Origin of the sequence: Micromonospora sp. NPDC049203, assembly GCF_043197215.1 — a bacterium.
In the GTDB taxonomy this organism is placed as follows: domain Bacteria; phylum Actinomycetota; class Actinomycetes; order Mycobacteriales; family Micromonosporaceae; genus Micromonospora.
Genome location: NZ_JBICSV010000002.1, coordinates 806,992 through 833,464, shown reverse-complemented (window position 1 = coordinate 833,464; position 26,473 = coordinate 806,992). Strand labels below are relative to the sequence as shown.

Annotated in this window: 22 protein-coding genes and 1 pseudogene; 17 read left to right on the top strand and 6 right to left on the bottom strand. The window is 72.1% G+C overall.

Annotated features, from left to right (window positions below; translation table 11 throughout):
• Positions 1-7 precede the first annotated feature (7 nt).
• On the top strand, positions 8-922 hold the full coding sequence (locus tag ACGFIA_RS08180) for a RimK family alpha-L-glutamate ligase (RefSeq protein WP_393259189.1): 915 nt from the start codon (positions 8-10) through the stop codon (positions 920-922).
• 26 nt (positions 923-948) lie between these two features.
• Here the strand turns inward: ACGFIA_RS08180 and ACGFIA_RS08175 are convergent, their stop codons facing one another.
• A complete protein-coding gene (locus tag ACGFIA_RS08175; protein WP_393259187.1) occupies positions 949-2,616 on the bottom strand; it encodes a right-handed parallel beta-helix repeat-containing protein in 1,668 nt (555 codons plus the stop codon).
• A gap of 72 nt (positions 2,617-2,688) precedes the next feature.
• Complete coding sequence (locus ACGFIA_RS08170; RefSeq protein ID WP_357476911.1) at positions 2,689-3,651, bottom strand: COX15/CtaA family protein; 963 nt, start codon at positions 3,649-3,651, stop codon at positions 2,689-2,691.
• A 98-nt stretch (positions 3,652-3,749) separates the two neighbouring features.
• On the opposite strand from ACGFIA_RS08170, the gene ACGFIA_RS08165 reads away from it, so the two are divergent.
• The 12 genes and pseudogenes from ACGFIA_RS08165 to ACGFIA_RS08110 all read left to right on the top strand — a co-directional run bounded on the left by ACGFIA_RS08165 (position 3,750) and on the right by ACGFIA_RS08110 (position 17,799).
• Complete coding sequence (locus tag ACGFIA_RS08165; RefSeq protein WP_091420402.1) at positions 3,750-4,526, top strand: metalloregulator ArsR/SmtB family transcription factor; 777 nt, start codon at positions 3,750-3,752, stop codon at positions 4,524-4,526.
• On the top strand, positions 4,523-5,953 hold the full coding sequence (sufB, locus tag ACGFIA_RS08160; RefSeq protein WP_013287447.1) for a Fe-S cluster assembly protein SufB: 1,431 nt from the start codon (positions 4,523-4,525) through the stop codon (positions 5,951-5,953). Before ACGFIA_RS08165 ends, sufB begins: the two co-directional genes overlap by 4 nt.
• Before the next feature lie 60 nt (positions 5,954-6,013).
• Positions 6,014-7,156, top strand: coding sequence for a Fe-S cluster assembly protein SufD (sufD, locus tag ACGFIA_RS08155; RefSeq protein WP_357381048.1), 1,143 nt, complete (start codon positions 6,014-6,016; stop codon positions 7,154-7,156).
• Positions 7,156-7,500 (top strand): non-heme iron oxygenase ferredoxin subunit, encoded by a 345-nt coding sequence (locus tag ACGFIA_RS08150; RefSeq protein WP_013475890.1) that lies wholly within the window; start codon positions 7,156-7,158, stop codon positions 7,498-7,500. The genes sufD and ACGFIA_RS08150 overlap by 1 nt, the downstream gene beginning before the upstream one ends.
• Positions 7,500-8,273, top strand: a complete 774-nt coding sequence (gene sufC, locus ACGFIA_RS08145; RefSeq protein ID WP_018788235.1) for a Fe-S cluster assembly ATPase SufC — start codon at positions 7,500-7,502, stop codon at positions 8,271-8,273. The genes ACGFIA_RS08150 and sufC overlap by 1 nt, the downstream gene beginning before the upstream one ends.
• Positions 8,274-8,281: 8 nt before the next feature.
• A complete protein-coding gene (locus ACGFIA_RS08140) occupies positions 8,282-9,586 on the top strand; it encodes a cysteine desulfurase (protein WP_357476918.1) in 1,305 nt (434 codons plus the stop codon).
• Positions 9,586-10,059 carry a Fe-S cluster assembly sulfur transfer protein SufU gene (gene sufU, locus ACGFIA_RS08135; RefSeq protein WP_073831445.1) on the top strand — a complete coding sequence of 158 codons (474 nt, stop codon included), beginning with the start codon at positions 9,586-9,588 and terminating at the stop codon, positions 10,057-10,059. Before ACGFIA_RS08140 ends, sufU begins: the two co-directional genes overlap by 1 nt.
• On the top strand, positions 10,056-10,511 hold the full coding sequence (locus ACGFIA_RS08130; RefSeq protein ID WP_393259184.1) for a metal-sulfur cluster assembly factor: 456 nt from the start codon (positions 10,056-10,058) through the stop codon (positions 10,509-10,511). Before sufU ends, ACGFIA_RS08130 begins: the two co-directional genes overlap by 4 nt.
• A 509-nt stretch (positions 10,512-11,020) precedes the next feature.
• A pseudogene (locus ACGFIA_RS08125) lies at positions 11,021-11,646 on the top strand (LysE/ArgO family amino acid transporter).
• A 351-nt stretch (positions 11,647-11,997) separates the two neighbouring features.
• Positions 11,998-15,702 (top strand): M12 family metallo-peptidase, encoded by a 3,705-nt coding sequence (locus ACGFIA_RS08120; protein WP_393259182.1) that lies wholly within the window; start codon positions 11,998-12,000, stop codon positions 15,700-15,702.
• A gap of 84 nt (positions 15,703-15,786) precedes the next feature.
• Complete coding sequence (locus ACGFIA_RS08115; protein ID WP_357381057.1) at positions 15,787-16,425, top strand: acVLRF1 family peptidyl-tRNA hydrolase; 639 nt, start codon at positions 15,787-15,789, stop codon at positions 16,423-16,425.
• A 162-nt stretch (positions 16,426-16,587) separates the two neighbouring features.
• Complete coding sequence (locus ACGFIA_RS08110; RefSeq protein WP_357381059.1) at positions 16,588-17,799, top strand: hypothetical protein; 1,212 nt, start codon at positions 16,588-16,590, stop codon at positions 17,797-17,799.
• A 67-nt stretch (positions 17,800-17,866) separates the two neighbouring features.
• On the opposite strand, the gene ACGFIA_RS08105 is transcribed toward ACGFIA_RS08110, so the two are convergent.
• The gene (locus ACGFIA_RS08105) at positions 17,867-18,781 is read right to left on the bottom strand and encodes a neutral zinc metallopeptidase (RefSeq protein WP_357381185.1); all 915 of its coding nucleotides are present in this window, start codon (positions 18,779-18,781) and stop codon (positions 17,867-17,869) included.
• A 247-nt stretch (positions 18,782-19,028) separates the two neighbouring features.
• On the opposite strand from ACGFIA_RS08105, the gene ACGFIA_RS08100 reads away from it, so the two are divergent.
• Positions 19,029-20,636, top strand: a complete 1,608-nt coding sequence (locus ACGFIA_RS08100; RefSeq protein ID WP_357381061.1) for an ABC-F family ATP-binding cassette domain-containing protein — start codon at positions 19,029-19,031, stop codon at positions 20,634-20,636.
• Between the two features lie 117 nt (positions 20,637-20,753).
• On the opposite strand, the gene ACGFIA_RS08095 is transcribed toward ACGFIA_RS08100, so the two are convergent.
• Positions 20,754-21,347, bottom strand: coding sequence for a cadmium resistance transporter (locus ACGFIA_RS08095; protein WP_357474531.1), 594 nt, complete (start codon positions 21,345-21,347; stop codon positions 20,754-20,756).
• Positions 21,348-21,830: 483 nt separating this feature from the next.
• Here ACGFIA_RS08095 and ACGFIA_RS08090 point away from each other — a divergent pair, with 483 nt between their 5' ends.
• From ACGFIA_RS08090 to ACGFIA_RS08080, 3 genes are all read left to right on the top strand, one after another.
• Positions 21,831-22,058, top strand: coding sequence for a helix-turn-helix domain-containing protein (locus tag ACGFIA_RS08090; RefSeq protein WP_007072022.1), 228 nt, complete (start codon positions 21,831-21,833; stop codon positions 22,056-22,058).
• Between the two features lie 43 nt (positions 22,059-22,101).
• Positions 22,102-22,869: an enoyl-CoA hydratase/isomerase family protein gene (locus tag ACGFIA_RS08085; RefSeq protein ID WP_357381065.1), complete on the top strand. Its 768-nt coding sequence runs from the start codon at positions 22,102-22,104 to the stop codon at positions 22,867-22,869.
• A 132-nt stretch (positions 22,870-23,001) separates the two neighbouring features.
• A complete protein-coding gene (locus ACGFIA_RS08080) occupies positions 23,002-24,984 on the top strand; it encodes an ABC transporter ATP-binding protein (protein ID WP_357381187.1) in 1,983 nt (660 codons plus the stop codon).
• On the opposite strand, the gene mug is transcribed toward ACGFIA_RS08080, so the two are convergent.
• Both mug and ACGFIA_RS08070 read right to left on the bottom strand, forming a co-directional pair.
• A complete protein-coding gene (gene mug / locus ACGFIA_RS08075; RefSeq protein ID WP_357381067.1) occupies positions 24,981-25,601 on the bottom strand; it encodes a G/U mismatch-specific DNA glycosylase in 621 nt (206 codons plus the stop codon). The two genes, ACGFIA_RS08080 and mug, sit on opposite strands and share 4 nt — an antisense overlap.
• Positions 25,602-25,695: 94 nt before the next feature.
• On the bottom strand, positions 25,696-26,457 hold the full coding sequence (locus tag ACGFIA_RS08070) for an SDR family oxidoreductase (RefSeq protein ID WP_357381069.1): 762 nt from the start codon (positions 26,455-26,457) through the stop codon (positions 25,696-25,698).
• Positions 26,458-26,473: the final 16 nt, after the last annotated feature.

The window sequence follows — 26,473 nt, the reverse complement described above, 5'->3', positions numbered from 1 at the left end:
ACACCGAATGACCAACCACCACCAGTCGACCCGGGGGAGACCCCGGGTCGCTTTCGTCACCTGCGCCGAGCTGCCCGACCTCGACCCGGACGACCGGCTCGCGCTCGGCCCGCTCGCCGCCCGCGGCGTCACCACCGAGATCGCGGTCTGGGACGACCCGGCAGTCGACTGGTCCGGGTACGACCTCGTCGTGCTCCGCTCCCCGTGGGACTACGCGCGGCGGCGGGACGAGTTCGTGGCCTGGGCGCGTACCGTGCCGGCCCTGGTCAACCCGGCCGACGTGGTCGCCTGGAACACCGACAAGCGCTACCTGTCCGAGCTGTCCGCCGCCGGAGCGCCCACCGTCCCGACGGAATGGGTCGAGCCGGGCCGGGTGTGGGCGCCACCGGCCGGGGGCGAGTACGTGATCAAGCCGGCGGTCAGCGCGGGCAGCCAGGACACCGGCCGCTACGACCTGACCGACGCGCAGCACCGCGAGCTGGCGGTGGCCCACGTGCGGCGGCTCTCCGACGCCGGGCGGGTCGCCATGGTCCAGCCGTACCTCGACGCGGTGGACACCGCCGGGGAGACCGCGTTGCTGTTCCTGGCCGGCCCCAGCGGCCTGGCGTTCAGCCACGCGATCCGCAAGGGCCCGATGCTGACCGGGCCGGACCTCGGCGAGGCCGCGCTCTACAAGGAGGAGCGGATCGACGCCCGCGCCGCCACGGCGGAGCAGCGCGCGGTGGCCGAGAAGGTGCTCGCGGTGGTGCCCGGCGGCCCGGAGCGGCTGCTCTACGCCCGCGTCGACCTGATCCCCGGTCCCGGCGGCGAGCCCGTGCTGGTCGAGCTGGAGCTGACCGAGCCGAGCCTGTTCGTCGGGTACGCCGCCGGCGCCCCGGACCGCCTCGCCGACGCGGTGCTCACCCACCTGGCCCGCCGCTGAGGCCGCCGGCCGGCTGACCGCGACGCTCAGTCGCGGTCGCTGTGGTTACGGGCCCAGCGGCCGCCGATCGGCGGCGTGTCCAGCCGCAGCGCGGCCTCGGTGCCGGCCAGGTCGTTGTCCTCGAACGCGCAGGAGACGCAACTGCCCGCCTCGGTGACCCAGATGCCGTACGCCTGGGTGTCGGCGTCCCGGTGCCAGATCCGGTTGCCGCGCACGGTGGCCGAGTCGAACGGCGCGGCGATCGTGATGCCGCCGCACGCCGGCGGAGCATCAGGCAGCTCGTACGCCGTGCCGGGCCCCGGCGTGGCCGCGCTCCAGCCGGTGGAGCCGTCCGGGCGTACCTCGGCCAGGGAGAGCCGGTCGGCGCTGTTGTCGGACACCACGGCGTCGCGGGAGCCGACCCGGACCACCTTTCCCCGGTGACCGCCGGGCGGCCAGTGCGCGTTGCCGTCGGTGACCTCGCGCGGGCCGTAGCGGACCGCGTCGCCGGAGCCGGAGCAGCCCGGCGCGGACCGGCGGCCGTTGTCCCGGATCCGGTTGCCGACGATCGACGTGTCCAGCATCGGCCTGTCGATCCGGATGCCGTCCAGCGCGTTCTCGCGGATGTCGTTGTCCTGGATCACCACGTCGGCCGCCGCGCCCCGGTAGCCGTGGCCCAGGTCGTGCTCGTGGTAGCCGAAGCCGCCGTTGCGGCTGATCCGGTTGCCCTGCACCGCGTACGGGCCGGGGGTGTTGCCCATGCTGATGCCGTCACCGACGTTGGAGTCGATCACGCAGCCGGTGAGCAGGCCACCGCGCCCGGCCACCCCGGCGGTGCCGTTGCCGGACACGTCGAAGCCGGCCTCCAGGTTGTTGGTCATGGTGCAACCGGAGACGATCAGCCCGTCCGCGCCCCAGTCGGAGATGCCGAACCGGTTGGCCTGGCTGTGGCAGCCGATGATCCGGATGCCGCGCGGCGGGGTCCAGTAGTCCTTCTGCAGCTCCAGGAAGATGCCGTTGGTGCCGTTGCCGATTGTGGTGCAGTTGGTGATGGTGAGGCGTTCCACGTCGCCCCAGCCGCCGATGCCGACGCCGATCCCGGCGCCGCCCATCTGGTCCTCGTTGTCCAGCCGGCCGCAGCCCACCGCGACCACGCCGTCGATCAGGCTGTCCTGGAGGAAGTCGCAGCCCAGCCCGGTCGCCCCGGTGTGGTGGATGTAGAGGTTGCGGAACACGCCGCGCACCACGTACTGCAGGCCCAGCCCCTTGGCCAGGTAGTCGTACGCGGTCTGGGCGACGCCGGAGCCGTCGATCTCGAAGTCGGCGAACGTGCAGTCGGTGATGTGCCGGTCCCGCTCCGCGCCGTGCTGCACGGTGGTCCAGAACGCGAGCGGGACCGGCGCGCTGCGGTTGCCCTCGTTGCTGAGCAGGAAGCGGGTCGCCGCCGGTCCGGCGCCGAGCAGCGAGACCCCGCTGCGCCAGACGGTGCCGGCGTCGCGGATCGAGTACAGGCCGGGCGGGCAGTAGATCACCCGCGCGCGGCCGTCGGCGTCGTAGCCGGTGCCGAGGTGGTCCACCAGCGCCGCCAGTGCGGGCTGGTCGTTCGTGACCCCGTCGCCGGTGAGGCCGTGCTCGCGGGCGTCGCACCACAGCGGCGCCCCGGCGACCGGGGTCAGCCGCTGCGGGGCGGTGGTGGCGAGGCTCTTGCGCGACACGGGGAGCTCCCCTCGGGCGGGCGGTCGGTGGCCCGGACCGCTTTCCCGCTCCCGCCGCGCGGTAACGCCCGCTCAGGCGGCGGCGCCCACCCGTTCGGCGACCGGCTCGGCCGGGGCCTGCGGGGCGGCCGGCAGCCGCTCGCGGGTCGACCAGAGCACGCCCAGCGTGGCCAGCAGCACCAGGCAGGAGCCGAGCATGTGCGCGCCGACCAGCACGGCGGGCAGGTGGGTGAAGTACTGGACGAAGCCGATCACGCCCTGGCCCAGCTCGACCGCGATCAGCACCGCGGCGGCCCGCGCCGCCCGCGCCGCGCCGACCGCCCGGAACGCGAAGTACAGCGCCACCGACAGGCCGATCAGCAGGAAGACGCTGTCGGCGTGCACCTGGGAGATCGCCGCCGGGTCCAGGCCGTTGCGAGCCGCGCCGTGGTCTCCGGCGTGCGGTCCGCTGCCTGTCACCCACGTGCCGACCACCAGCACCGAGGCGCTGACCACGGTGGTGATCCAGGCGAGGGTACGCAGCGGTCCCGGCACCGTCGGCGCCACCGGCCCGTCCGGGTCCTTGATCCGCCGCCAGAGCGCGTACGCGGCGGCGATCACCGCCATCGAGGCGAGGAAGTGCAGCCCGACCACCCACGGGTTGAGGTTGGTGAGCACCGTGATGCCGCCGATGACCGCCTGGGCCGGGATGCCGAACAGCACGCCCAGCGCGAGCGGGAGCAGCCCGCGGCGGCGGGGGCGGTGGGCCAGCACGGCCAGCACCACGGCGAGCGCGATGATGCCCACCGCGAACGTGAGCAGCCGGTTGCCGAACTCGATCACCCCGTACACGCCCATCTCGGGCGTGGTGACGTACGAGTCCTCGGTGCACCGCGGCCAGGTGGGGCAGCCGAGGCCGGACGCGGTGAGCCGGACGGCCCCGCCGGTGACCACGATCGCGACGTTCGCGATGATCGAGGCGAGCGCGAGGCGGCGCAACAGCGTGGCGGAGACCGGAAACCGGACGGATCGCTTCACGTAGCGAATCCTACGCACCGTAGTTGATCCCGATCGGGTGACTCCGGCACCCCGGTGGTCGGAATCACCGGACCCCGGGTTTGCGGGCCCTCGGCGAATTACGTAACGTTGGCGTTGTGAAAAACGCGGCGGCGCTCTCCCGAACGCCGGTGACCGGTCCGGTCGCCGGTGGTTCGCGCGCACGTCGCGGCGTACGGCCCGGCGAGCGGGAGACCGCTCCGGCCGACCTGTCGACCCGCGACCGGGTCACCCAGTTGCTGCTGGAGCGTGGTCCCACCACCGCCGCGCAGCTCGGCACGGCGCTCGGTCTGAGCCCGGCCGCGATCCGCCGCCACCTCGACGCGATGCTCGCCGACGGTGACGTGGTCGCCCGCGACCAGACCGTCCGCGGCAGTCGCGGGCGCGGTCGCCCGGCCAAGGTCTTCGCGCTCACCGAGGCGGGCCGCGGTCGCTGCGGCACCCACCACTACGACAACATGGCCACCGCCGCGCTGCGGTGGATCGCCCGCACCGGCGGCACCGAGGCGGTCGCGGCGTTCGCGGCCGAGCAGGTCTCCGCGCTGGAGACCCGCTGCCGGGCGGCCATGGAGGACGCCGGAGACGCCCCGCTCGCGCGGGCGGAGGCACTCGCCGGTGCGCTGACCGCCGAGGGTTACGCTGCCAACGCGTCCACGATCGCCTCCGGCGGCCAGCTCTGCCAGCACCACTGCCCGGTGGCGCACGTGGCCGCCGAGTTCCCTCAGCTGTGCGAGGCCGAGACCGAAGTGATCTCCCGTCTGGTCGGCACTCACGTACAGCGCCTGGCCACCATCGCGCACGGCGACGGCGTGTGCACCACGCACATTCCCGCCCAGTCCGGTTCCACCGTCACCACTGTGAGGACAGATAGATGACCGAGCAGATCGTTCAGCCCCTGACCCAGGAGGAGCAGCTCGCCGCCCTCGGTCGTTACGAGTACGGCTGGGCCGACCCCGACGTCGCCGGGGCGTCCGCCCAGCGTGGCCTCAGCGAGGCGGTGGTGCGCGACATCTCGGCCAAGAAGAACGAGCCGGCCTGGATGCTCGACCTGCGGCTCAAGGGCCTGCGGCTGTTCGGCCGCAAGCCGATGCCGAACTGGGGCGCCGACCTCACCGGGATCGACTTCGACAACATCAAGTACTTCGTGCGGTCCACCGAGAAGCAGGCCACCTCCTGGGAGGACCTGCCCGAGGACATCAAGAACACCTACGACAAGCTCGGCATCCCCGAGGCGGAGAAGCAGCGCCTGGTCGCCGGTGTCGCCGCGCAGTACGAGTCCGAGGTCGTCTACCACCAGATCCGTGAGGACCTGGAGGAGCAGGGCGTCGTCTTCCTGGACACCGACACCGCGCTCAAGGAGCACGAGGACCTGTTCAAGGAGTACTTCGGCACTGTCATCCCGGTCGGCGACAACAAGTTCGCCGCGCTGAACACCTCCGTCTGGTCCGGTGGCTCGTTCATCTACGTGCCGAAGGGCGTGCACGTGGACATCCCGCTGCAGGCCTACTTCCGGATCAACACGGAGAACATGGGCCAGTTCGAGCGGACGCTGATCATCGTCGACGAGGGCGCGTACGTGCACTACGTCGAGGGCTGCACCGCGCCCATCTACTCCTCCGACTCGCTGCACAGCGCCGTCGTGGAGATCATCGTCAAGAAGAACGCCCGGTGCCGGTACACGACCATCCAGAACTGGTCGAACAACGTTTACAACCTGGTCACCAAGCGCGCCGTGTGCCACGAGGGCGCGACCATGGAGTGGGTCGACGGCAACATCGGCTCCAAGGTCACCATGAAGTACCCGGCGGTCTACATGACCGGCGAGCACGCCAAGGGCGAGGTGCTCTCGGTGGCGATGGCCGGCGAGGGCCAGCACCAGGACGCCGGCGCCAAGATGGTGCACGCCGCGCCGCACACCTCCTCGACCATCGTGTCGAAGTCGATCGCCCGGGGCGGCGGCCGCACCTCGTACCGCGGTCTGGTGCAGGTGCTGGAGGGCTCGACCAGCAGCAAGAGCACCGTCAAGTGCGACGCGCTCCTGGTCGACACGATCTCCCGCTCCGACACCTACCCGTACGTCGACATCCGCGAGGACGACGTGTCGATGGGGCACGAGGCGACCGTCTCCAAGGTCAGCGAGGACCAGCTCTTCTACCTGATGAGCCGGGGCCTGAGCGAGGACGAGGCGATGGCGATGATCGTGCGCGGCTTCATCGAGCCGATCGCCAAGGAGCTCCCGATGGAGTACGCGCTGGAGCTCAACCGCCTGATCGAGCTGCAGATGGAGGGCGCGGTCGGCTGACGCCGGCTGCCCGCCCTCCGCCTCACCTGACACCTCGTCGTAGAACAGACCAAGGAAGAGATGACTACCCAGGCTTCCGCGCCGCCCACGACCAAGTCGCAGGCGCTCCGCTCGTACGACGTCGCCGACTTCCCGGCCCTCACCGGCCTGGAGGAGGAGTGGCGCTTCACCCCGCTCAAGCGCCTGCGTGGCCTGGCCACGTCGGCGCAGGGCGCGACCGGCGCGGTCCGGCACGAGTACGGCGACCTGCCCGAGGGCGTCACCGTCGACCGGATCGGCCGGGACGACCCCCGGGTGGGCAGCGTGCTCACCCCGTTCGACCGGATCAGCGCGCTGGCGTACGGCGGGGCCGACGGCGCGCTGCTGGTGCGCGTCGACCGCGACGCGGTGGTGGAGGCGCCGGTGCGCCTGCGGGTGGTCGGCGAGAACGCCGACGCGCTCGCCTTCGGGCACACGTTCGTCGAGGTGGACCGGTTCGCCGAGGCCACAGTGGTGATCGAGCACGTCGGCTCGGCCACGCTGGCCGACAACGTCGAGGTGACTGTGGGCGACGGGGCGAAGCTGACCCTGGTTACGGTCGCCGACTGGGCCGACGACGCGGTGCAGGCGCAGCACCTCAAGGTGCGGCTGGGCCGTGACGCCCGGATCCTGCACGTGCAGGTCAGCCTCGGCGGCGACCTGGTCCGGCAGTACACGTCGGTGGAGTACACCCAGCGCGGCGGCGAGGCCGAGCTGTACGGCGTCTACTTCGCCGACTCCGGCCAGCACCTGGAGCACCGGCAGCTGGTCGACCACACCGTGCCGGACTGCCGCAGCAACGTCGGCTACCGGGGCGCGCTGCAGGGCGACGACGCGCACACGGTCTGGGTCGGCGACGTGCTGATCCGCGCCGAGGCGACAGGCACCGACACGTACGAGATCAACCGGAACCTGCTGCTCACCGACGGCGCGCGGGCCGACTCCGTACCCAACCTGGAGATCGAGACCGGCGAGATCGCCGGCGCCGGGCATGCCAGCGCGACCGGCCGGTTCGACGACGAGCAGCTGTTCTACCTGATGGCCCGGGGCATCCCGGAGGCCGAGGCGCGGCGCCTGGTGGTGCGCGGCTTCTTCGCCGAGCTGATCAACAAGATCCCGGTCGAGGACCTGCGCGAGCGCCTCGGCGACGCCATCGAGGCGCGGCTGGCCAAGGCGGGCGCCTGATGCTCAAGATCTGCTCCACCGAGGACGTGCCGAAGGGCACCGCGATCAGCGCCGACGTGGACGGCGTGCAGGTCGCGATCGTGCACGGCGAGGACGACGTGTTCTACGCGGTGCACGACGAGTGCTCGCACGCGGCGGTGGCGCTGTCCGAGGGCGAGGTCGAGGGCTGCACGCTGGAATGCTGGCTGCACGGATCCCGTTTCGACCTGCGTACCGGTGAGCCCACCGGCCTGCCCGCCACCGAACCCGTACCCGTCTATCCCGTCGAAGTCCGCGACGGCGACATCTACCTTTCCGTGGACGGCGACGGCCGTCCGCTGCCGAGCAATGGAGTGACCCGCTGATGAGCACCCTGGAGATCCGCGACCTGAAGGTGTCGGTCAAGCTGCCCGAGGGTGAGCTCAAGCCGATCCTGCACGGGGTCGACCTGACCGTGCGCTCCGGCGAGACGCACGCCATCATGGGCCCGAACGGCTCCGGCAAGTCCACGCTGGCGTACTCGATCGCCGGCCACCCGAAGTACGAGATCACCGGCGGTGAGGTGACCCTCGACGGCGAGGACGTGCTGTCCATGTCCGTCGACGAGCGGGCCCGCGCCGGTCTCTTCCTGGCCATGCAGTACCCGGTCGAGGTCCCCGGCGTGTCGGTGGCCAACTTCCTGCGTACCGCCAAGACCGCCCTCGACGGCGAGGCGCCGAAGCTGCGCACCTGGGCCGGCGAGCTGCGCGGCGCCATGGAGAAGCTCCAGATGGACCCGGCGTTCGCCCAGCGCAACGTCAACGAGGGCTTCTCCGGCGGCGAGAAGAAGCGGCACGAGATCGTGCAGCTGGAGCTGCTCAAGCCGAAGATGGCCATCCTCGACGAGACCGACTCCGGCCTGGACGTGGACGCGCTGCGCGTGGTCAGCGAGGGCGTGAACCGGGTGCGCGACACCGGTGACACCGGCCTGCTGCTGATCACCCACTACACCCGCATCCTGCGCTACATCAAGCCCGACTTCGTGCACGTCTTCGTGGCCGGCCGGATCGTCGAGCAGGGCGGCCGGGAACTGGCCGACAAGCTCGAGGAAGAGGGCTACGAGCGGTACGTCGCCGGAGCCGGCGCGGCGCGGGCCTGAGACTCGACATGACCTCGATGGCCATCCCGGCGGGCATGCCGCAGTACGACGACGTGCCGCGCTTCGACGTGGCGAAGGTGCGGGCCGACTTCCCGATCCTCGACCGGGAGGTCAACGGCCACCCGCTGGTCTACCTGGACAGCGCCAACACCTCGCACAAGCCGCGGCAGGTGCTCGACGTGCTCGCCGAGCACTACGCGCTGCACAACGCCAACGTGTCGCGCTCGGTGCACACGCTGGGCACCGAGGCCACCGAGGCGTACGAGGGCGCGCGGGCGAAGATCGCTGCGTTCATCAACGCGCCGAGCGTCGACGAGGTGGTGTTCACCAAGAACTCCACCGAGGCGATCAACCTGGTGGCGTACGCGTTCTCCAACGCCTCGCTGCGCGCGGACGCCGACCCGCGGTTCCGGCTGGGCCCCGGCGACGAGATCGTGATCTCCGAGATGGAGCACCACTCGAACATCGTCCCGTGGCAGTTGCTGGCCGAGCGTACCGGCGCGACGCTGCGCTGGTTCCCGGTCACCGACCAGGGCCGGCTCGACGAGTCCGGCCTGGACGACCTGGTCACCGAGCGGACGAAGATCGTGTCGCTGGTGCACATGTCGAACATCCTCGGCACCGTCAACGCCACCGCGCGGATCACCGCGCGGGTCCGTGAGGTCGGCGCGCTGCTGCTGCTTGACTGCTCGCAGTCGGTGCCGCACATGCCGATGGACGTGGTCCAGTACGACGCGGACTTCATCGTCTTCACCGGGCACAAGATGTGCGGTCCGACCGGCGTCGGCGTGCTCTGGGGCCGGGGCGAGCTGCTCGCCGCGATGCCCCCGGTGATGGGCGGCGGCTCGATGATCGAGACGGTGACGATGGCCGGCTCGACGTTCGCCGCGCCGCCGGCCCGGTTCGAGGCGGGCACGCCGCCGATCGCCGAGGCGGTGGCGCTCGGCGCGGCGGTGGACTACCTCACCGCGATCGGCATGCCGGCCATCCAGTGGCACGAGAAGGAGCTGACGGCGTACGCGCTCGACGCCCTCGCCACGGTGCCGGGCCTGCGGATCTTCGGTCCGACCGTGCCGGTCGGCCGGGGCGGGACGATCTCGTTCGCGCTCGGTGACGTGCACCCACACGACGTCGGGCAGGTGCTCGACTCGCTCGGCGTGCAGGTGCGGGTGGGACACCACTGCGCCAAGCCGGTGTGCACCCGCTTCGGGGTGCCGGCCACGACGCGGGCGTCGTTCTACCTCTACACCACCACCGCGGAGATCGACGCCCTGGTGGCGGGTCTGGAGCGGGTGCGGAAGGTGTTCGAGTGATGCAGCTCGACCAGCTCTACCAGGAGATCATCCTGGATCACTACAAGCACCCGCACGGCCGCGGCCTGCGGGAGTCGGCGGACCCGGCGGCCCGGGTCGGCGAGGCGCACCACGTCAACCCGACCTGCGGCGACGAGATCACCGTGCGGGTGGCGACCGACGGCACGGTGTTCACCGACATCTCGTACGACGGGATGGGCTGCTCGATCAGCCAGGCGTCGGCGAGCATCCTGCACGAGTTGCTGCGCGGCCGGGCCGCGAGCGACGCCGCCGTGGTGCACGAGGCGTTCGTGCAGTTGATGTCCGGACGGGGCCAGGTCACGCCGGACGAGGACGTGCTCGGTGACGGGGTGGCGTTCGCGGGTGTCGCGCGCTACCCGGCCCGGGTCAAGTGCGCGCTGTTGTCGTGGATGGCGTTCAAGGACGCCGCGGCACGCGCCGGGGTGGGCGTGAGCCCGGAGGTGAAGGCATGAGCGACGAGACCAACATGACCTCGGAGACCGGCGCGGTGGCGACCGACGGCACGGTTGCCGGTGGCGCGGCCGTCAACGGGACTGTTGCTGACGGCGCGGCCGCGGGTGCGGTGGCGCCGGCCGGCAGCAAGGCCGCGGTCGGCGACATCGAAGAGGCGATGAAGGACGTCGTCGACCCCGAGCTGGGCATCAACGTGGTCGACCTGGGCCTGGTGTACGGCGTCCACGTCGACGACGACAACATCGCCACCCTGGACATGACGCTGACCTCGGCGGCCTGCCCGCTGACCGACGTGATCGAGGACCAGGCCCGGCAGGCGCTGACCACCGGTCCCGGCGGCGGCCTCGTGAACGACATCCGGATCAACTGGGTCTGGCTGCCGCCGTGGGGCCCCGACAAGATCACCGACGAGGGGCGCGACCAGCTCCGCTCGCTCGGCTTCAACGTCTGACCGTTCCCCGTTCCCCGTTCCCCGCTCACCGCCACGGGCGCGGCGCTCCTGCCAGAGGAGTGCCGCGCCTGCGGCGTCTCTCCAGCACCCTCACCGGCGCCCGCGCGTCGGCTCAGGTCGTAGATCTTGGAACGAAACGGCCCCCAGGGGGTCCCTTCGCTTCCAAGATCTCGCCCGTCTCCAATGCTGGGATTCATCTCCCTCATTCTGGGATGTCGCGATACGGCGACGAGATCTTGGTACGAAACGGCCCTCATAGGGGCAGCCCTCATAGGGGCCGTTTCGTACAAGATCTCCAGCCCAGCCCAGCCCAGCCCAGCCCAGCCCAGCCCAGCCCAGCCCAGCCCAGCCCAGCCCAGCCCGGGAAACGGGTGGCGGGGGTGGGGGAGCGGGGCGCAGGATGGGCCGGTGATCGAGGCGTACCCGAAGCAGGCTCCTGTCCGTGCGGCCACCGCCGTGCGCCGACAGCGCACCCTGCCGCCGGTCGCCTCGCCGCACCTTCCGTCGTCGTGACCGGGGCGTTCCTCGCCGGCCTGGTCGCTGGTTACGGCGTCGCCATCCCGGTCGGTGCGATCGCGATCCTCATCCTCGGGCTCAGCGCCCGTACCTCGTTCCGCGTCGGTGCGGGGGCGGCGCTCGGCGTGGCGAGCGCCGACGGTCTCTACGCGGCGGTCGCGGCTCTCGGCGGCACCGCGGTGGCGAGCGGCCTCGCGCCGTTCGCGGGTCCGCTGCGATTGCTCGCCGCGGGCGTGCTGCTGGTCCTCGCCGGCCTCACCGCCTGGCGCGCCCTGCGCCCGCCGGTCACGACCCCCGAGCCGAGCGTGCGGGGTGGCCTGGACACGCCGGTGCGGGCGTTCGGCGCGGTGCTCGCGTTGACCCTGCTCAACCCGGCCACAGTGGTCTACTTCGTGGCGCTCGTCCTCGGCCGGGGCGACGTGCTCGGCCCGGTCCGGTGGGCGCGGCCGTCTTCACGGCCGGGGTGTTCCTGGCCTCGGCCAGTTGGCAGTTGCTGATCGCCGGGGGCGGCTCGCTGATCGGCCGGGCCCTCACCGGGCCCCGCGCGCGGCGGGTCACCGCGCTGCTGTCCAGCGTCATCGTCGCGGGCCTCGCGGTCGCCACGCTGCTCGGTGTGTGACCGGCGTGGACATGCCCGTGTGTCAGCCGGATTGCGGACCGGTTCATGATCCGTTACCGGGGATCGGCCGAAACGGCAGTTCCGGACGGCGGAAAGATCCATTGATGGTCCCGCATCCGACCAAAGGTGTTCTCGACCGTCAGGTCGGCCGGCTCTGTCCTCGGAAGCGCGGATCCCGCGTGCCGGGACGACGCGGATCACCGTCCAGGTAGAACCGCATCCACCTTCCGGGTGATGTCCGCGGTCGCGGGTGGTCCTAGGGTCACGGAACAATCCGTGGGCCGTACACGTACGTCCGGTCATCCCCGCCGGTCGTACGGCAGTCCATACTCGACCCAGCAGGGAGAAGACTTGAGGATCACCCTGTGGCGTCCGCCGCGCGACCGGCAACTCGCCGGTCGGCCTCGGCGCGGACGGACCGCTGCCCTCCTCGTCGCCGCGCTCGCCGCGGCGACGCTTCCCGTTCTCGCGGCGCCCGCGCCCGCCTCCGCCGCACCCGGCGTCCACGGACCGTGGCAGAAGGTGGACGGCAAGCCGGCCGCCACCAAGGCGGGGCGCAAGGCCGCCGTCAAGGCCAAGCGGCTGGCCGCGTACAAGCTGGACCGCGGCACCATGAAGGGCCTGCTCGACAAGGCGCCCGCCGAGAAGCGCGTGGCGGTGGCCCGCGTGGCGAAGCAGGTCGTGTCGCTGCCCGCTCCGGACGGCACGTTCCAGCGTTTCGAGCTGGTCGACTCACCGGTCATGGAGGCCGGCCTGGCCGCCAAGCACCCGGAGATCACCACGTACGCCGGCAAGGGTCTGGACGACCCGGCGGCGACCATCCGCGCGGACCTCACCCCGCTCGGGTTCCACGCGTCGGTCCGGTCGGCCAAGGGCAACTGGTACATCGACCCGTACTACCAGCGCGACCAGAGCCTCTACGCGAGCTACTTCGCCCGCGACCTGGAGCACCCGGAGGGCGAGTTCGTCGAGCGTGAGGACGTCACGCAGGAGGCGCACGCGCTGGCCGGGGAGATCGCCGAGGCGGAGGTCCCGGCCGGGCCGCTGGTGAAGCTGCGCACCTACCGGGTGGCGCTGGTGACCGACCCGTCGTACGCCACCTACTTCGGCGCGGAGAACGTCACCGCCGCGAAGGTGACGCTGATGAACCGGGTCACCCAGATCTACGAGGACGAGACCGCGATCCGGCTCGTGCTGATCAACGACACCGACAAGACCAACCTGAACACGCCGGCCCTGGCCACCGAGCCGAACGGCCCGTGCGGCGCGGCGGCCTGCTTCACGCCGGCGCAGCTCACCTCGTGCGGCAGCGGCACGCTCAGCCGTAACCGGATCGTGCTCGGCCAGCTGGTCGGCGCGAGCAACTACGACGTGGGCCACATCGGCCTTGGCGTCAACGGCGGCGGCGTGGCCAGCCTCGGCGTGATCGGCGGCAACGGCAAGGCGCAGGGCTGCACCGGCCTGCCGACGCCGGTCGGCGACTTCTACGCGGTCGACTACGTCTCGCACGAGATGGGTCACCAGTTCGCCGGCAACCACACCTTCAACGGCACCCAGTACAACTGCTCGGGCGGCAACCGCAGCGCGGCCAACTCGTACGAGCCGGGCAGCGGCTCGTCGATCATGGCGTACGCGGGTATCTGCCAGCAGGACAACCTCCAGCCGCACAGCGACCCGTACTGGTCGCACCGCAGCTACACCGAGATCACCAACTACGTGACCTCGAACCGCCCGGCGATCAACGAGGTGCAGACCGTCTCGCTGTACGGGTTCGACGCCGACGGTGAGTCCTTCACCGTCCGCTACGCGGGCAACGACTCGGCGCCGATCGTGCGGGGCGTCAACTACACCACCGCCGGCATCAAGGCGGCCGTCGAGGGCATCGCCGGCTGGCCGGCCGGCGCGACCGTCACGGTGGCCGCGTTCGGTGGCAGCGGCGCGCTCAACGACAACGGCTTCCAGGTGACCTTCGGCGGCACGCTGGCGACCACGAACGTGGCGTCGCTGGAGCTGACGAACGTCTCCGGCGCCTCCGGCTTCGTCGGCGAGACGGCCAAGGGCGGCGCCATCGACAACGGCGGCTGGCTGGTCGAGGAGACCGGCAACCACGCCCCGGTGGTCACCGTGCCGGACACCGTCACCATCCCGGTGCGTACGCCGTTCGCGCTGACCGGCAGCGCCACCGACGCCGACGGCGACACCGTGACGTACCTGTGGGAGCAGAACGACAGGGGCGCCTCGGCCGGCACCGCGCTGGTGAACAACACGAAGGTGAACGGTCCGCTGTTCCGGGTGTTCGGCGAGGCGGCGATCGTGTCGCCGACCGACACGCTGAAGTACCACTCGCCGGGCCTGAACTCGGTCACCACCGACTCGACCCGGGTCTTCCCGGACATGCGGCAGATCCTGGCCGGCAACACCAACGCCGCGACCGGCGCCTGCCCGGCCGCTCCGGCGCCCCCGGCCACCGGTGGCGCGTCGAACGTGCCGGCCGAGCTGGTGGACTGCTACTCCGAGTTCCTGCCCACCCGCGACTGGGTCGGCATGGCCGGCGACCGGACCCTGCACTTCAAGCTCACCGCCCGGGACGGGCGGCTGGGTGGCGGCGGCATCGGCAGCGCCGACGTCGCCGTGGTGCTGGCGCCGGACGCGGGCCCGTTCCTGGTGACCTCGCAGGACACCGCCGCCGTCCTGGACGGCGGCTCGACCCAGACCGTGACGTGGGACGTCGCCGGCACCGACGTGGCGCCGGTGAACGCCGCGCAGGTGAAGATCTCGCTGTCCGCCGACGGCGGGCAGACCTTCCCGTACGTGCTGGCCGAGCAGACCGCCAACACCGGCACCGCGACCGTGTCGCTGCCGAACGTGGCCACCGAGAAGGCCCGGATCAAGATCGAGGCGGTCGGTAACGTCTTCTTCGACGTCAACGACGCCGACTTCACGATCCGGTCCGCCCCGGTCGTCACCAGCACCGCCCCCGACGGTGGTGTGAGCGTGCAGTACAGCGACGCGCTCTCGCCGGCCGTCACCGTCACCGCCAACGACGGCGACACCGCCGGCGCGGACCTGAGCGCTGCGGCCACCGGGCTGCCCGCCGGCCTGTCCCTGGCCGTCATGAACACCTCCGCGACCGACGCCCGCCCGGGTACGCGTACCTGGACGGTCGCCGGCACCACCACGGCGGCACCGGGTGACTACCCGGTCACCGTGACCGTGTCCGACGGCTCCGGGCTGACCGGCAGCACCTCGTTCACCGTCACCGTCGCCGCCGAGGACGCGGCGGTCAGCTGGGCCGGTGACACGCTGGTGAACACCGCGACCGGCGGCGCGTCCGGCACGGCGCTGCTGCGGGCCGTGGTCCGGGACGGCTCGGTGCTGCCCGGTGCCACGGACACCACGGCGGGCGACATCCGTACCGCCACCGTCACCTTCACCAAGGACGGCGTGACGCTCTGCACCGCCGCGCCGGCCCTGCTCGGCACGGCCACCACCAGCGCGTCCGCGGCGTGTGAGGCCACCCTGTCGAAGGGCACGCACACCGTCACCGCGACAGTGGGCGGCAACTACACGGGCAGCACCACCGCCCAGGTGACAGTGGCCGTCTCCGACGGTGGATTCCTCACCGGCGGCGGGGAGTTCACCGCCACCCGCTCGGCGGGAAGCTACCCGGCCGACGTGAACTCCACTGTCGAGGTGGAGCTGAACGCGAAGCCGGGCAAGGCGAACAAGGCCCCGTCGGGCAAGGCCGAGGTCGAGTTCCGCTCCGGTGGGAAGTCGTACACGGTCAAGGCCGACACTGTCGACGCGCTCGGCGTCACCTCGGCGGGCAAGGTCGCCCAGGTGCGCTACCAGGCCGCCCTGTACGACAGCAAGGGCAAGCTGGTGTCCTCCGGCCTGACCCTGGCCGTGACGGTGACCGACCGGGGCGCCCCCGGTAGGAACGACAGCGTCGGGCTCACCCTGTGGAAGGGTGGCGCCCTGCTCCTGTCGTCGGACTGGACGGGCGGCGCGACCGCCGAGGTCAAGCTGAAGGGCGGCAACCTCACCGTCCACTGATCCACGCGGTAGACGCGGGAGGGCGCCGGCACGGTGTCCTCCCGCGTCGCGTCTCCCGGCCCGTCGATGGCGTACCGTCGGGCCATGAGCAGCCGACCCGCCGCCGGGGGCGGCCGGTGGGTCGAGGTCGACCCCGGCCGCGTCGCCCGCTGGGTCGAGGGCTTCACCGACCGGCACGGCCCGCCGACCACGACAGTCCAGGAGTACGGGCTGCTGCTCACCGCCCCGGACGGCGCCACCGCCGAGCTGCACACCCCGCCCGGCGCGAGCGCGTCGGCGGACGTACCCGGATTCGTCGCCTCCGCCACGGCGGCCCGCCGGCTCGGTCTGCTGCTGGCCCGCAAGGGCGCGGTCGCCCTCGGCGTCGCCGACGGCGCCGACCTGGTGGTCTCCAAGGTGGACACCCGGTACGTGCAGGGCCGTACCGCGGCGGGTGGCTGGTCCCAGCAGCGGTTCGCCCGGCGGCGGGACAACCAGGCCAAGGCCGCCCTGGGCGACGCGGCGGAGCTGGCAGTGCGTCTGCTGTTGCCGGAGGTGGGCACGCTCGCGGCGCTGGTGTGCGGAGGTGACCGGCGCGCGGTGGACACGGTGCTTGCCGACCGGCGGCTGGCCCCGCTGACGGCGCTGCGCGCGCCGCGCCTGCTGGACGTGCCGGAGCCCCGGCACGCGGTGCTGGTGGCCGCGGTCGCCGCCGCCCGGGCGGTCCACATCCTGGTCCGCTGAACAGGAAAGATCACCTCAAGACGGCGCAATCCCGTTCCCCGATGGTGCATCGAATCGACTCGATGCCTATCGTCGGTGTCACGAAGCCGGGTCTCCGGGCGACCCGCAGGGCAGCTTCGCCTCCGCCATCACGCGCCGACATCGTTGGGAGAGAACAACTTCATGAGCGGATATCAGGACGGCCGGCTGCGGGCCCGGTGGCGCCGTGCGACGAGGCTCCTCGTCGCGGCGGCGGCGATGAGCGCCGGAAGCCTCGTGCTCACCGCCACGCTGACAGCCGGCACGGCCAACGCGGCTCCGGCGCGGGGCGCCGCGCTCGCCGCGCCCACTGTCACCAGCGTCACCGCGGGCGGCGCGCACACCTGCGCGATCAGCACCGACGGGGGACTGTGGTGCTGGGGCTCCAACTACGCCGGCCAGCTCGGCGACGGCACCACCACCAACCGCAGCGCCCCGGCGCGGGTCGGCACCGCCACCTGGACCGGTGTCGACGGCGGCTCCGGGCACACCTGCGCGGTCCGCACGGACGGGACGCTCTGGTGCTGGGGCTCGAACTTCCGGGGCCAGCTCGGCGACGGCACCACCACCAGCCGCAGCGCCCCGGTGCAGGTCGGCACCGCTACCACCTGGGCCCGGGTCGACGCCGGCCCCCAGCACACCTGCGCGATCCGCACCGACGGCACGCTCTGGTGCTGGGGCTTCAACCGGACCACCCAGCTGGGCGTCGGCGCCTCGCCGTACGTCGCGAACACCCCGCTGCAGGTCGGCACGGCCACCGACTGGGTGAGCGTCTCGACCGGCTACGGGCACACCTGCGGTGTCCGCACCGGCGGCACGCTCTGGTGCTGGGGGTCCAGCTCGGACGGCCAGCTCGGGCTCGGCAACCTGGCACCCCAGACCGCGCCCGCGCAGGTCGGCACCGCCACCGGGTGGACCGGCGTGGCGGCCGGATACGCCCACACCTGCGGGATCCGCTCCGGCGCGCTGTGGTGCTGGGGTGAGAACGGATACGGCCAGCTCGGCGTGAGCGGCACCTACCGGACCGCGCCGGTGCAGATCGGCACCGCCACCACCTGGAACCGGATCGCCGCGAGCAGCGACACGACGTGCGCGTCGCGTACCGACGGCACCCTGTGGTGCTGGGGCAAGAACTCGGCCGGGCAGGTGGGCGACGGCAGCACCACCCACCGGTCCGCGCCCGCCCAGGCCGGCACGGCCACCACCTGGACCGGCGAGGTAGCGGTGACCGACCACGGCTGCGGCATCCGTACCGACGGCGGCCTGTGGTGCTGGGGCGACAACAGCGGTGGTCAGCTCGGTGACGGGACGACTGTCAACCGGTCCACTCCGGCTCAGGTGACACTGCCGGCCTGACCGGCCCCGGAAACGACATCGGCCCGCACCACCGTCTGCGGTGGTGCGGGCCGATGCGCGGATCGGCTCAGGCCCCCGAACCGAAGGTGTCACAGGACTTCGGGTCGCCGGTGGTGAAGCCCTTGGTGAACCACTGCTTGCGCTGCTCGGAGCTGCCGTGGGTGAACTCGTCCGGGTTCACCGGCCGGCCGGAGCGCTGCTGGATGGCGTCGTCGCCGATCTTCTCGGCCGTGTCGATGGCCTGCGAGATGTCCTGCTCGGTGATGCTCTTGAAGATCTTCTGGCCCTGCTCGTCGGCGGTGCCGGTGGCGTTCTTCGCCCAGGCCCCGGCGTAGCAGTCGGCCTGCAGCTCCAGCTTCACCGAGAGCGCGTTCGCGCTCTGCGGGTCGCGCTGCTGCTGGCGGCGCATCTGCGCCTCGGTGCCGAGCAGGTCCTGCACGTGGTGGCCGTACTCGTGGGCAAGCACGTACGGCTGGGCGAACTCGCCCTCGGCGCCGAGCTGGTCGGCCAGCAGCTTGTAGAAGCTGAGGTCGATGTAGACCAGGTCGTCGGCCGGGCAGTAGAACGGGCCGACGCCGGAGTCGGCCGCGCCGCAGGCCGTGCTGACGTTCTGGCTGAAGAACACCGTCTTCGACGGCTTGTACTGCTCGCCGAACGCCTCCGGCATGGCGGTGCGCCAGTACGCCTGGATCGAGTTGACGTAGAGCGCGTTGCGGCAGTCGAGCTGCTTCAGCGCGTCCTGCGCCGAGCACTTCTGCTCCAGCGAGGTGTTGTCGCCCTGCTCGGAACCGCCGCCGTTGGTGGCGGCGTTGAGGCCGAAGCCGCCGCCCACCAGGGCGACGAGTACGGCGATGATGATGCCCACGATCCCGCCCCGGCCGCCGCCGATCGGGATCGGAATGCCCATCCCGCCGCCTCCGCCGGACCCTCGCCGGTCGTCCACCTGGCTGGTGTCGACCCGCGCGTTCTCGTTCAGCTCCATGTTGACCCCGATCACCGATGTGTCCGTATGTGGTGGTTGCGGTACCGGACCGGGTCCGGACGGCGGTTTCCGTACCCGATGATCTTGCACGGTAATCCGGGGGAGCGGGTCCGTGGGGCCCGGTACACTTGCCCCCGTGCTGCGCTGCGAAGGCTGAACGGCCCCGCGCCGACGGGAAATCACCACCCGCCGGCGCTTTCGCGTGCCCTGAGTCAGCCCTTCCGGACCCGAGAGCGAGTACTCCGAAATGATCACTGCCACCGGCCTGGAACTGCGTGCCGGTTCCCGGATCCTGCTGTCCGACACCACCCTGCGGGTGCAGCCGGGGGACCGGATCGGCCTGGTCGGCCGCAACGGCGCCGGCAAGACCACCACACTCAAGGTGCTCGCCGGTGAGGGCCAGCCGTACGCCGGCCAGATCGACCGGCGCAGCGCCATCGGCTACCTGCCGCAGGACCCGCGTACCGGTGACCTGGACGTCACCGGCCGGGACCGGGTGCTCTCCGCCCGCGGGCTGGACGTGCTCATGGCGCAGATGAAGGAGCTGGAGAACAAGCTCGCCGAGGGCGCCGACGACGAGCGGCTGGTCCGCCGCTACGGCGCGCTGGAGGACCAGTTCGCCTCGCTCGGCGGCTACGCGGCCGAGGCCGAGGCGGCCCGGATCTGCGCCAACCTCGGCCTGCCCGACCGGGCCCTGGCGCAGACCATCGGCACGCTCTCCGGCGGCCAGCGCCGCCGCATCGAGCTGGCCCGGATCCTGTTCCGCGACGCCGGGGAGAACGGCGGCGGCATCCTGCTGCTCGACGAGCCCACCAACCACCTCGACGCCGACTCGATCACCTGGCTGCGCGGCTTCCTCGGCAACCACAAGGGCGGCCTGATCGTGATCTCCCACGACGCCTCGCTGCTGGAGGCGGTGGTCAACAAGGTCTGGTTCCTGGACGCCACCCGGTCCGTGGTCGACACCTACAACCTGGGCTGGAAGGCGTACCTGGAGGCGCGGGAGACCGACGAGCGGCGCCGCCGCCGGGAGCGCGCAAACGCCGAGAAGAAGGCCGGCGCGCTGATGGCGCAGGCGGACAAGATGCGGGCCAAGGCCACCAAGACCGTCGCCGCGCAGAACATGGCCCGCCGCGCCGAGCGGCTGCTCTCCGGCCTGGACGAGGTCCGCGTCGCGGACAAGGTCGCCAAGGTACGGTTCCCGAGCCCCGCGCCGTGCGGCAAGACGCCGCTGACCGCGACCGGCCTGTCCAAGTCGTACGGGTCGCTGGAGATCTTCACCGACGTCAACGTGGCTGTGGACCGGGGCTCCCGGGTGGCCATCCTCGGCCTCAACGGCGCCGGCAAGACCACGCTGCTGCGGATGCTCGGCGGGCTGCTGGAGCCGGACACCGGCGAGGTGCGTCCCGGCCACGGGCTGCGGCTGGGCTACTACGCCCAGGAGCACGAGACGCTCGACGTGGACCGCACGATCCTGGAGCACATGCGCAGCGCCGCGTCCGACCAGACCGACACCGACCTGCGCAAGATCCTCGGCGCGTTCCTGTTCTCCGGCGAGGACGTGGACAAGCCGGCCGGTGTGCTCTCCGGCGGCGAGAAGACCCGGCTGGCGCTGGCCACGCTGGTCTGCTCGGGCGCCAACGTGCTGCTGCTGGACGAGCCGACGAACAACCTCGACCCGGTGAGCCGCGAGCAGGTGCTCGACGCGATCGCCCGCTACCCGGGCGCGATCGTGCTGGTCACGCACGACCCGGGCGCGGTCACCGCGCTCAAGCCGGATCGCGCCATCCTGCTGCCCGACGGCGACGAGGACGCCTGGTCCGACGACCTGCTGGAGCTGGTCGAGCTCGCCTGACCCCTTCCCGCGCCGCCTGCCCGCGCCCCTTGCCGGTTGATCATGAAGTTGACGGCACTCTTTGAGATCCAGATCGCCGTCAACTTCATGATCGACGGAGAAGACGGGCGGGGGCGGTCAGGCCAGGAGGGCGGCCAGGTGGGGGAGGACGCCGGAGGTGAGCAGGATGGTCGCGCCGATGGCGATGAAGATCGCCGGGACCAGCCAGTGGCCGGCGCGGCCGACCAGCGCCACCACCCGGGGGTGCCCGCCGAGCGCGGCGGCGACCGCGCACCACACGGCCACCAGCACGGCGAACACCAGCAGCCAGATCAGCCCGGTGAGCGGGTCGAGGGCGCGGAAGACCGGCACGTAGACGGCGATGTTGTCGGCGCCGTTGGCCACTGTGACCCCGGCGACGCCGGCCAGGCTGCCGACCACCGCCGGCGGCTCGTCGTCGTCGCGCCGGGCCGACAGCGCCCGGGCGCCCAGCCCGATCGGCAGCAGGCCGAGCAGACCCGGCCACGGGTCGGGCACCACGAGCAGCCCGGCGGCGGCCACCGCCGCGATCGCGACGAGCGCGCCGATGCCCGCGTACTGCCCGGCGACGATCTGCCACGGCCGGGGACGCCCGGTGTGCCGGGCGGCCACGAACAGCACCGTGAGCACGACGATGTCGTCGAGGTTGGTGGCGGCGAAGACGCCTGCGGCACCCGCCGCGGCCGTGATCATGTCAATCACCCCGGGCACGATACGGCCCGTCGCACCCGCGCACCCACCGCCGGCATGATCCATGCCGGCGCGCCGACGCGCAGGCGTCCGGAGCGCGGCGAGGCGGTCCCGTCGAAAGTGGTGCCGATCAGGCGGGAGGATGCCGCCAGTTCGTCGAACCGGCGCGGAACGAATCGTCGTCAGTCGATCGACGGACCGATTGGCGGCGCCTCTCGTGCTCTCGCCGACATGGACGGGCCGACCACGGAGAGGGCGTTGGCTCGTCCATCCACTGAGATGCCGCCACCTTGCCGAACCTGGGGCGACGGGCTCGTCCGGCGGGCCGGTACGGATCAGCCGGCCGGAAGGATCACTCTATCGGGAAGCTGACATTGCGTAGCGTGTCGGTTGGCGAATAGTTGATATCTGGCGCATGATCGTCCGAGGCGGTCTAATAGGTGGGACCGTATCCGAACCGCACAGTCTGGGACGTGAGGAATCAGCATGGCAGCCACTGGCACAGCCACCAGCACTGAGAAGGGTCGCCGGATCGTCGGGGCCGAGCGTCAGACGCTCGCCAAAGACCTGGTAAAGCGGTACACCGGCGGAGAGAGCATTCGTGCTCTGGCGGCCTCGACCGGCCGTTCCTACGGGTTCATCCACCGGGTGCTCACCGAATCCGGGGTGCAGCTGCGGCAGCGCGGCGGCGCCCGGCGCCGGAAGAAGGCGTGATCCGCCCCCCAGCGTCGTCCACCCGCGCGTTCCGGGGCGTCCGGTGACCGCCGAGACGACCGGAGTGCGCTTCGACTGCGACGGGCCGGTCGCGACGGTGACGTTGTGCCGGCCCGACGTGCTGAACGCCCAGACTCCCGCGATGTGGCGCGCGATGAGCGACTTCTCCCGCGACCTGCCGGGCGACGTGCGCGTCGTCGTCGTACGCGGGGAGGGGCGTGCCTTCTCCGCGGGCCTGGACCTGGCGGTCGCCGGCGCGACCGGGCCGGGCTCCTTCGCCGAGCTGGCCGCGATGCCGGCGGCCGAGTGCGCCGACCGGATCGCCGAGTACCAGGGCGGTTTCACCTGGCTGCACCGGCCGGACGTGGTGTCGATCGCCGCGGTGCAGGGCCACGCCATCGGCGCCGGCTTCCAGCTGGCTCTCGCCTGCGACATGCGGGTCCTCGCCGCCGACGCCAGGCTCTCCATGGCCGAGGTGACGCTCGGGCTGGTCCCCGACCTGGCTGGTACGCGCCGCCTGGTCGAGCTGGTCGGCTACTCCCGGGCGCTGGAGATCTGCGCCACCGGCCGGCGGATGGACGCCACCGAGGCGGACCGTATCGGCCTGGCCACGCTCGTGGTGCCGAACGACGAGCTGGACGGCGCCGTGCGTGACCTGTCCGCCGGGCTGCTGGCGAACAACCGGGACGCGATCATCGAGATCAAGGCGCTGCTCGCGGGCGCGGCCGGGCGCTCGCATGCCGAGCAGCAGCGCGCCGAGCGGGAGGCGCAGACCCGGCGGATCCGGGACCTGGCCGGGCGGGGCGAATAGCCGGTACGGCGATTTCGTAAGGACCGTTCGGGAAGATCTGGGTTACTCGCGAGGTTGTCACAGGCGTCGGGAGAATGGACTCCGACGGTTCCTGCTGCCCTGACGACCCGGAGGTGACGAGTGTCCCACCCGATGGCCGGCGGCGGCATGGGCGGCTGGAGCATGCTCCGGTCGCTGCGCAACCGTGACGAGGTCTCCGCCCACGAGCTCAAGCGCGGCACCGCCCGGCGGATCGTCGCGTTCGCCCAGCCCTACCGGCGCGACATCATCGTCTTCCTGATCACCGTGATCGTCGCCGCGGTGATCGGTGTGGCCACGCCGCTGCTCGCCGGTGACGTCATCGACGCGATCGCCGGCGCCGGCCCGGACGCCCGCTCGACAGTCGTCCGGCTCGCCCTGATCATCGCCGCGCTGGCCGTGGCCGACGCCCTGTTCTCCCTGGTCCAGCGGTGGTATTCGGCCCGCATCGGCGAGGGCATCATCCTCGACCTGCGCACCCGGGTGTACGACCACGTCCAGCGGATGCCGTTGCAGTTCTTCACCCGCACCCAGACCGGCGCGCTGGTCAGCCGGCTCAACAACGACGTGCTCGGCGCCCAGCGCGCGTTCACCTCGACGCTGTCCGGCGTGGTCAGCAACGTCATCCAGCTCGTGCTGACCGCCGGGGCGATGCTCGTGCTGTCCTGGCAGATCACCGTGCTGGCGCTGGTGCTGCTGCCGATCTTCATCATCCCGGCCCGCCGGGTCGGCCGGCGGCTGGCCGAGATCACCCGCGAGTCGTACAACCTCGACGCCAAGATGAACGCGACGATGACCGAGCGCTTCGGTGTGGCGGGCGCGCTCCTGGTCAAGCTGTTCGGCGCACCGGAGGTGGAGGCCGACCGGTTCGCCCGCCGGGCCGAGCGGGTGCGCGACATCGGCATCCAGTCCGCGATGTACTCGCGGACGTTCTTCGTCGCGATGCTGCTCGTCGCGTCCCTGGCCCAGGCCCTGACGTACGGCGTCGGCGGCTGGCTGGCGGTCACCGGCGCGGTCAGCGCCGGCACAGTGGTCAAGCTGGCGCTGCTGCTGACCCGCCTCTACGGCCCGCTGACCGCGCTGTCGAACGTCCGGGTCGACGTGATGAGCGCGCTCGTCTCGTTCGACCGGGTCTTCGAGGTGCTCGACCTGCGCCCGACCATCGCCGAGAAGCCCGAGGCGGTGCCGGTGCCGCGGGGCAGCGGCCGGGTCGAGTTCCGCGACGTACGCTTCCGCTACCCGAGCGCCGCGGAGGTGTCGCTGGCCTCCCTGGAGGAGGTGTCGACGCTCGACCGGACGGTCAACGAGCCGGTGCTCAAGGGCGTGTCGTTCGCCGTCGAGCCGGGGCAGATGGTGGCCCTGGTCGGCCCCTCCGGCGCGGGCAAGTCGACGCTGTCCATGCTGATCTCCCGGATTTACGACGTCAGCGACGGCCAGGTGCTTGTCGGTGGCGTCGACGTACGGGACGCCACGCTCGCCTCGCTGCGCGACGAGATCGGCGTGGTCACCCAGGACTCGCACCTGTTCCACGAGACGATCCGGGAGAACCTGCGCTACGCCAAGCCGGACGCCACCGACGACGAGATCTGGGCGGCGCTGGCCGGCGCACAGGTCGCCGACCTGGTCCGGGCTCTGCCGGACGGGCTCGACACGACTGTCGGTGAGCGGGGCTACCGCTTCTCCGGCGGCGAGAAGCAGCGCATCGCCATCGCCCGCCTGCTGCTCAAGGCCCCGTCGATCGTGATCCTCGACGAGGCCACCGCGCATCTGGACTCGGAGAGCGAGGCAGCAGTGCAGCGGGCGCTGTCGGTGGCGCTGACCGGGCGTACCGCGCTGGTCATCGCGCACCGGCTCTCCACGGTGCGCGACGCCGACCAGATTCTCGTGCTCGACGAGGGCCGGATCGTGGAGCGCGGCCGGCACGACGAGCTGGTGGCCGTCGGCGGCCTGTACGCCGAGCTGTACCGCACCCAGTTCGCGATCACCGACTCGCCCGCGCCGCACGCCGAGGCCGAGCAGCCCGAGCCCGTGGTGACCACGGTGCCGATGGGCACCTACGTCGCCCACGAGGCCATGCCCCCGGCCGCGGCCAACTAGCCCGCGACGACAGCGGCACGCAGCTCGGCGAAGGCGGCACCAAGCGTCTCCGGGGTGAAGTGGGCGTTCAGGCCGCTCGGGTTGGGCAGCACCCAGAGCCGGGCCGCCGCCAGCGTTTCCGGCTGCGGCCCGAATCCGGCCTTCGGCCGGGCGAACCCGATCCGGTACGCGGTCACCCCGACCACCGCCACCCAGCGCGGCCGGTAGCCCTCGACCTTGGCGGTGAGCGTGGCGGCGCCGTCGACGAGTTCCGCGGGGGTGAGTTCGTCGGCGCGGGCGCTGGCCCGGGCCACCATGTTGGTGATGCCGAGGCCCAGCGCCGGGAGCGTGTCCTGCTCGCTGGGGTGCAGCAGGCGCGGCGTGAAGCCGCCCCGGTGCAGGGCGGGCCAGAAGCGGTTGCCGGGGCGGGCGAAGTGCCAGCCGGTGGCCGCCGACCACAGGCCCGGGTTGATGCCGACGAACAGCACGTCCAGGCCGGGCGCGATCACGTCGGGCAGCAGCCGGTCGGCCGCCGCGGCGAGCTGTTCCCGGCTGGGCCGGGGGTGGCTTCGGGCGGGTGTGCCCGGGCCGGGCGCGGCCTCGGGCCGCCCACCGGCCGGACGCCGTCGATCGCTCACCGTCCCTCCGCCCCGGGTGCCCGGCCCGCCGCGACCACCCGCACCCGGCTCACCAGAGCAGCCGCCACGGGAAGCCCAGCCACCGCGCCCACCGTCACAGCCCGCGCAGCGCGCCGCCGTCGACCGGCACGGTCACCCCGGTGACGTACCCGGCGGCGGGGGAGAGCAGGAACGCGGCCACCCTGCCGAACTCCGCCGGGTCGCCGATGCGCCCGAGCGGGATCGCCGCCTCGGCCTGCGCGCGGGCCCGCTCCGGATCGCCGGAGCCGGCCAGCAGCTCCCGGTTGCGGTCGGTCATGATCCGTCCCGGCAGCAGGCTGATCACGCGTACGCCGCGCGGGCCGAACTCGTCGGCCATGTCCTTCGCCACGCCGGCGAGGCCCGGCCGCAAACCGTTGGAGATGCCGAGGCCGGCCAGCGGTCCGCGTACCGAGGTGGACAGCACCAGCCCGATCGCGCCGCCGTCGGTGAGCGCGCCGGCCACCGTCCGGGCGAGCCGGACGCTGCCCAGGAAGACCGTCTCGAACGACTCGCGCCACTGCTCGTCGGTGACGGAGGCGGCGGTGCCGGGAGGCGGGCCGCCGACCGAGATCAGCGCGCCGTCGAGACGGCCGAAGTGTTCGCGGGCGGCCGCGACGAGCCGCTGCGGCGTGGCGGGGTCGGTGAGGTCGGCGGTCAGCCCGATCGCCTGCCGTGGATCGCCGAGCGCCTCGATCGCGGCGGCCACCCGTTCCGGGGTACGCGCCGAGATGACCACCCGGGCGCCGTCGGCGACGAGTTGCTCGGCGGTGGCGAGGCCGAGGCCGGCGGAGGCGCCGGTGAGCACGTACACCCGATCGGCGAGTCCGAGATCCATACCCCGATCCTGCCGT

Excerpts from the sequence above, each read along its gene's own strand:
- ACGFIA_RS08180 (WP_393259189.1), top strand. The coding sequence starts at position 8 with ATGACCAACCACCACCAGTCGACCCGGGGGAGACCCCGGGTCGCTTTC.
- sufB (WP_013287447.1), top strand. The coding sequence starts at position 4,523 with ATGACCGAGCAGATCGTTCAGCCCCTGACCCAGGAGGAGCAGCTCGCC.
- sufD (WP_357381048.1), top strand. The coding sequence starts at position 6,014 with ATGACTACCCAGGCTTCCGCGCCGCCCACGACCAAGTCGCAGGCGCTC.
- ACGFIA_RS08150 (WP_013475890.1), top strand. The coding sequence starts at position 7,156 with ATGCTCAAGATCTGCTCCACCGAGGACGTGCCGAAGGGCACCGCGATC.
- sufC (WP_018788235.1), top strand. The coding sequence starts at position 7,500 with ATGAGCACCCTGGAGATCCGCGACCTGAAGGTGTCGGTCAAGCTGCCC.
- ACGFIA_RS08140 (WP_357476918.1), top strand. The coding sequence starts at position 8,282 with ATGACCTCGATGGCCATCCCGGCGGGCATGCCGCAGTACGACGACGTG.
- sufU (WP_073831445.1), top strand. The coding sequence starts at position 9,586 with ATGCAGCTCGACCAGCTCTACCAGGAGATCATCCTGGATCACTACAAG.
- ACGFIA_RS08130 (WP_393259184.1), top strand. The coding sequence starts at position 10,056 with ATGAGCGACGAGACCAACATGACCTCGGAGACCGGCGCGGTGGCGACC.
- ACGFIA_RS08115 (WP_357381057.1), top strand. The coding sequence starts at position 15,787 with ATGAGCAGCCGACCCGCCGCCGGGGGCGGCCGGTGGGTCGAGGTCGAC.
- ACGFIA_RS08110 (WP_357381059.1), top strand. The coding sequence starts at position 16,588 with ATGAGCGGATATCAGGACGGCCGGCTGCGGGCCCGGTGGCGCCGTGCG.
- ACGFIA_RS08105 (WP_357381185.1), bottom strand. The coding sequence starts at position 18,781 with ATGGAGCTGAACGAGAACGCGCGGGTCGACACCAGCCAGGTGGACGAC.
- ACGFIA_RS08100 (WP_357381061.1), top strand. The coding sequence starts at position 19,029 with ATGATCACTGCCACCGGCCTGGAACTGCGTGCCGGTTCCCGGATCCTG.
- ACGFIA_RS08095 (WP_357474531.1), bottom strand. The coding sequence starts at position 21,347 with ATGATCACGGCCGCGGCGGGTGCCGCAGGCGTCTTCGCCGCCACCAAC.
- ACGFIA_RS08090 (WP_007072022.1), top strand. The coding sequence starts at position 21,831 with ATGGCAGCCACTGGCACAGCCACCAGCACTGAGAAGGGTCGCCGGATC.
- ACGFIA_RS08080 (WP_357381187.1), top strand. The coding sequence starts at position 23,002 with ATGGCCGGCGGCGGCATGGGCGGCTGGAGCATGCTCCGGTCGCTGCGC.
- ACGFIA_RS08070 (WP_357381069.1), bottom strand. The coding sequence starts at position 26,457 with ATGGATCTCGGACTCGCCGATCGGGTGTACGTGCTCACCGGCGCCTCC.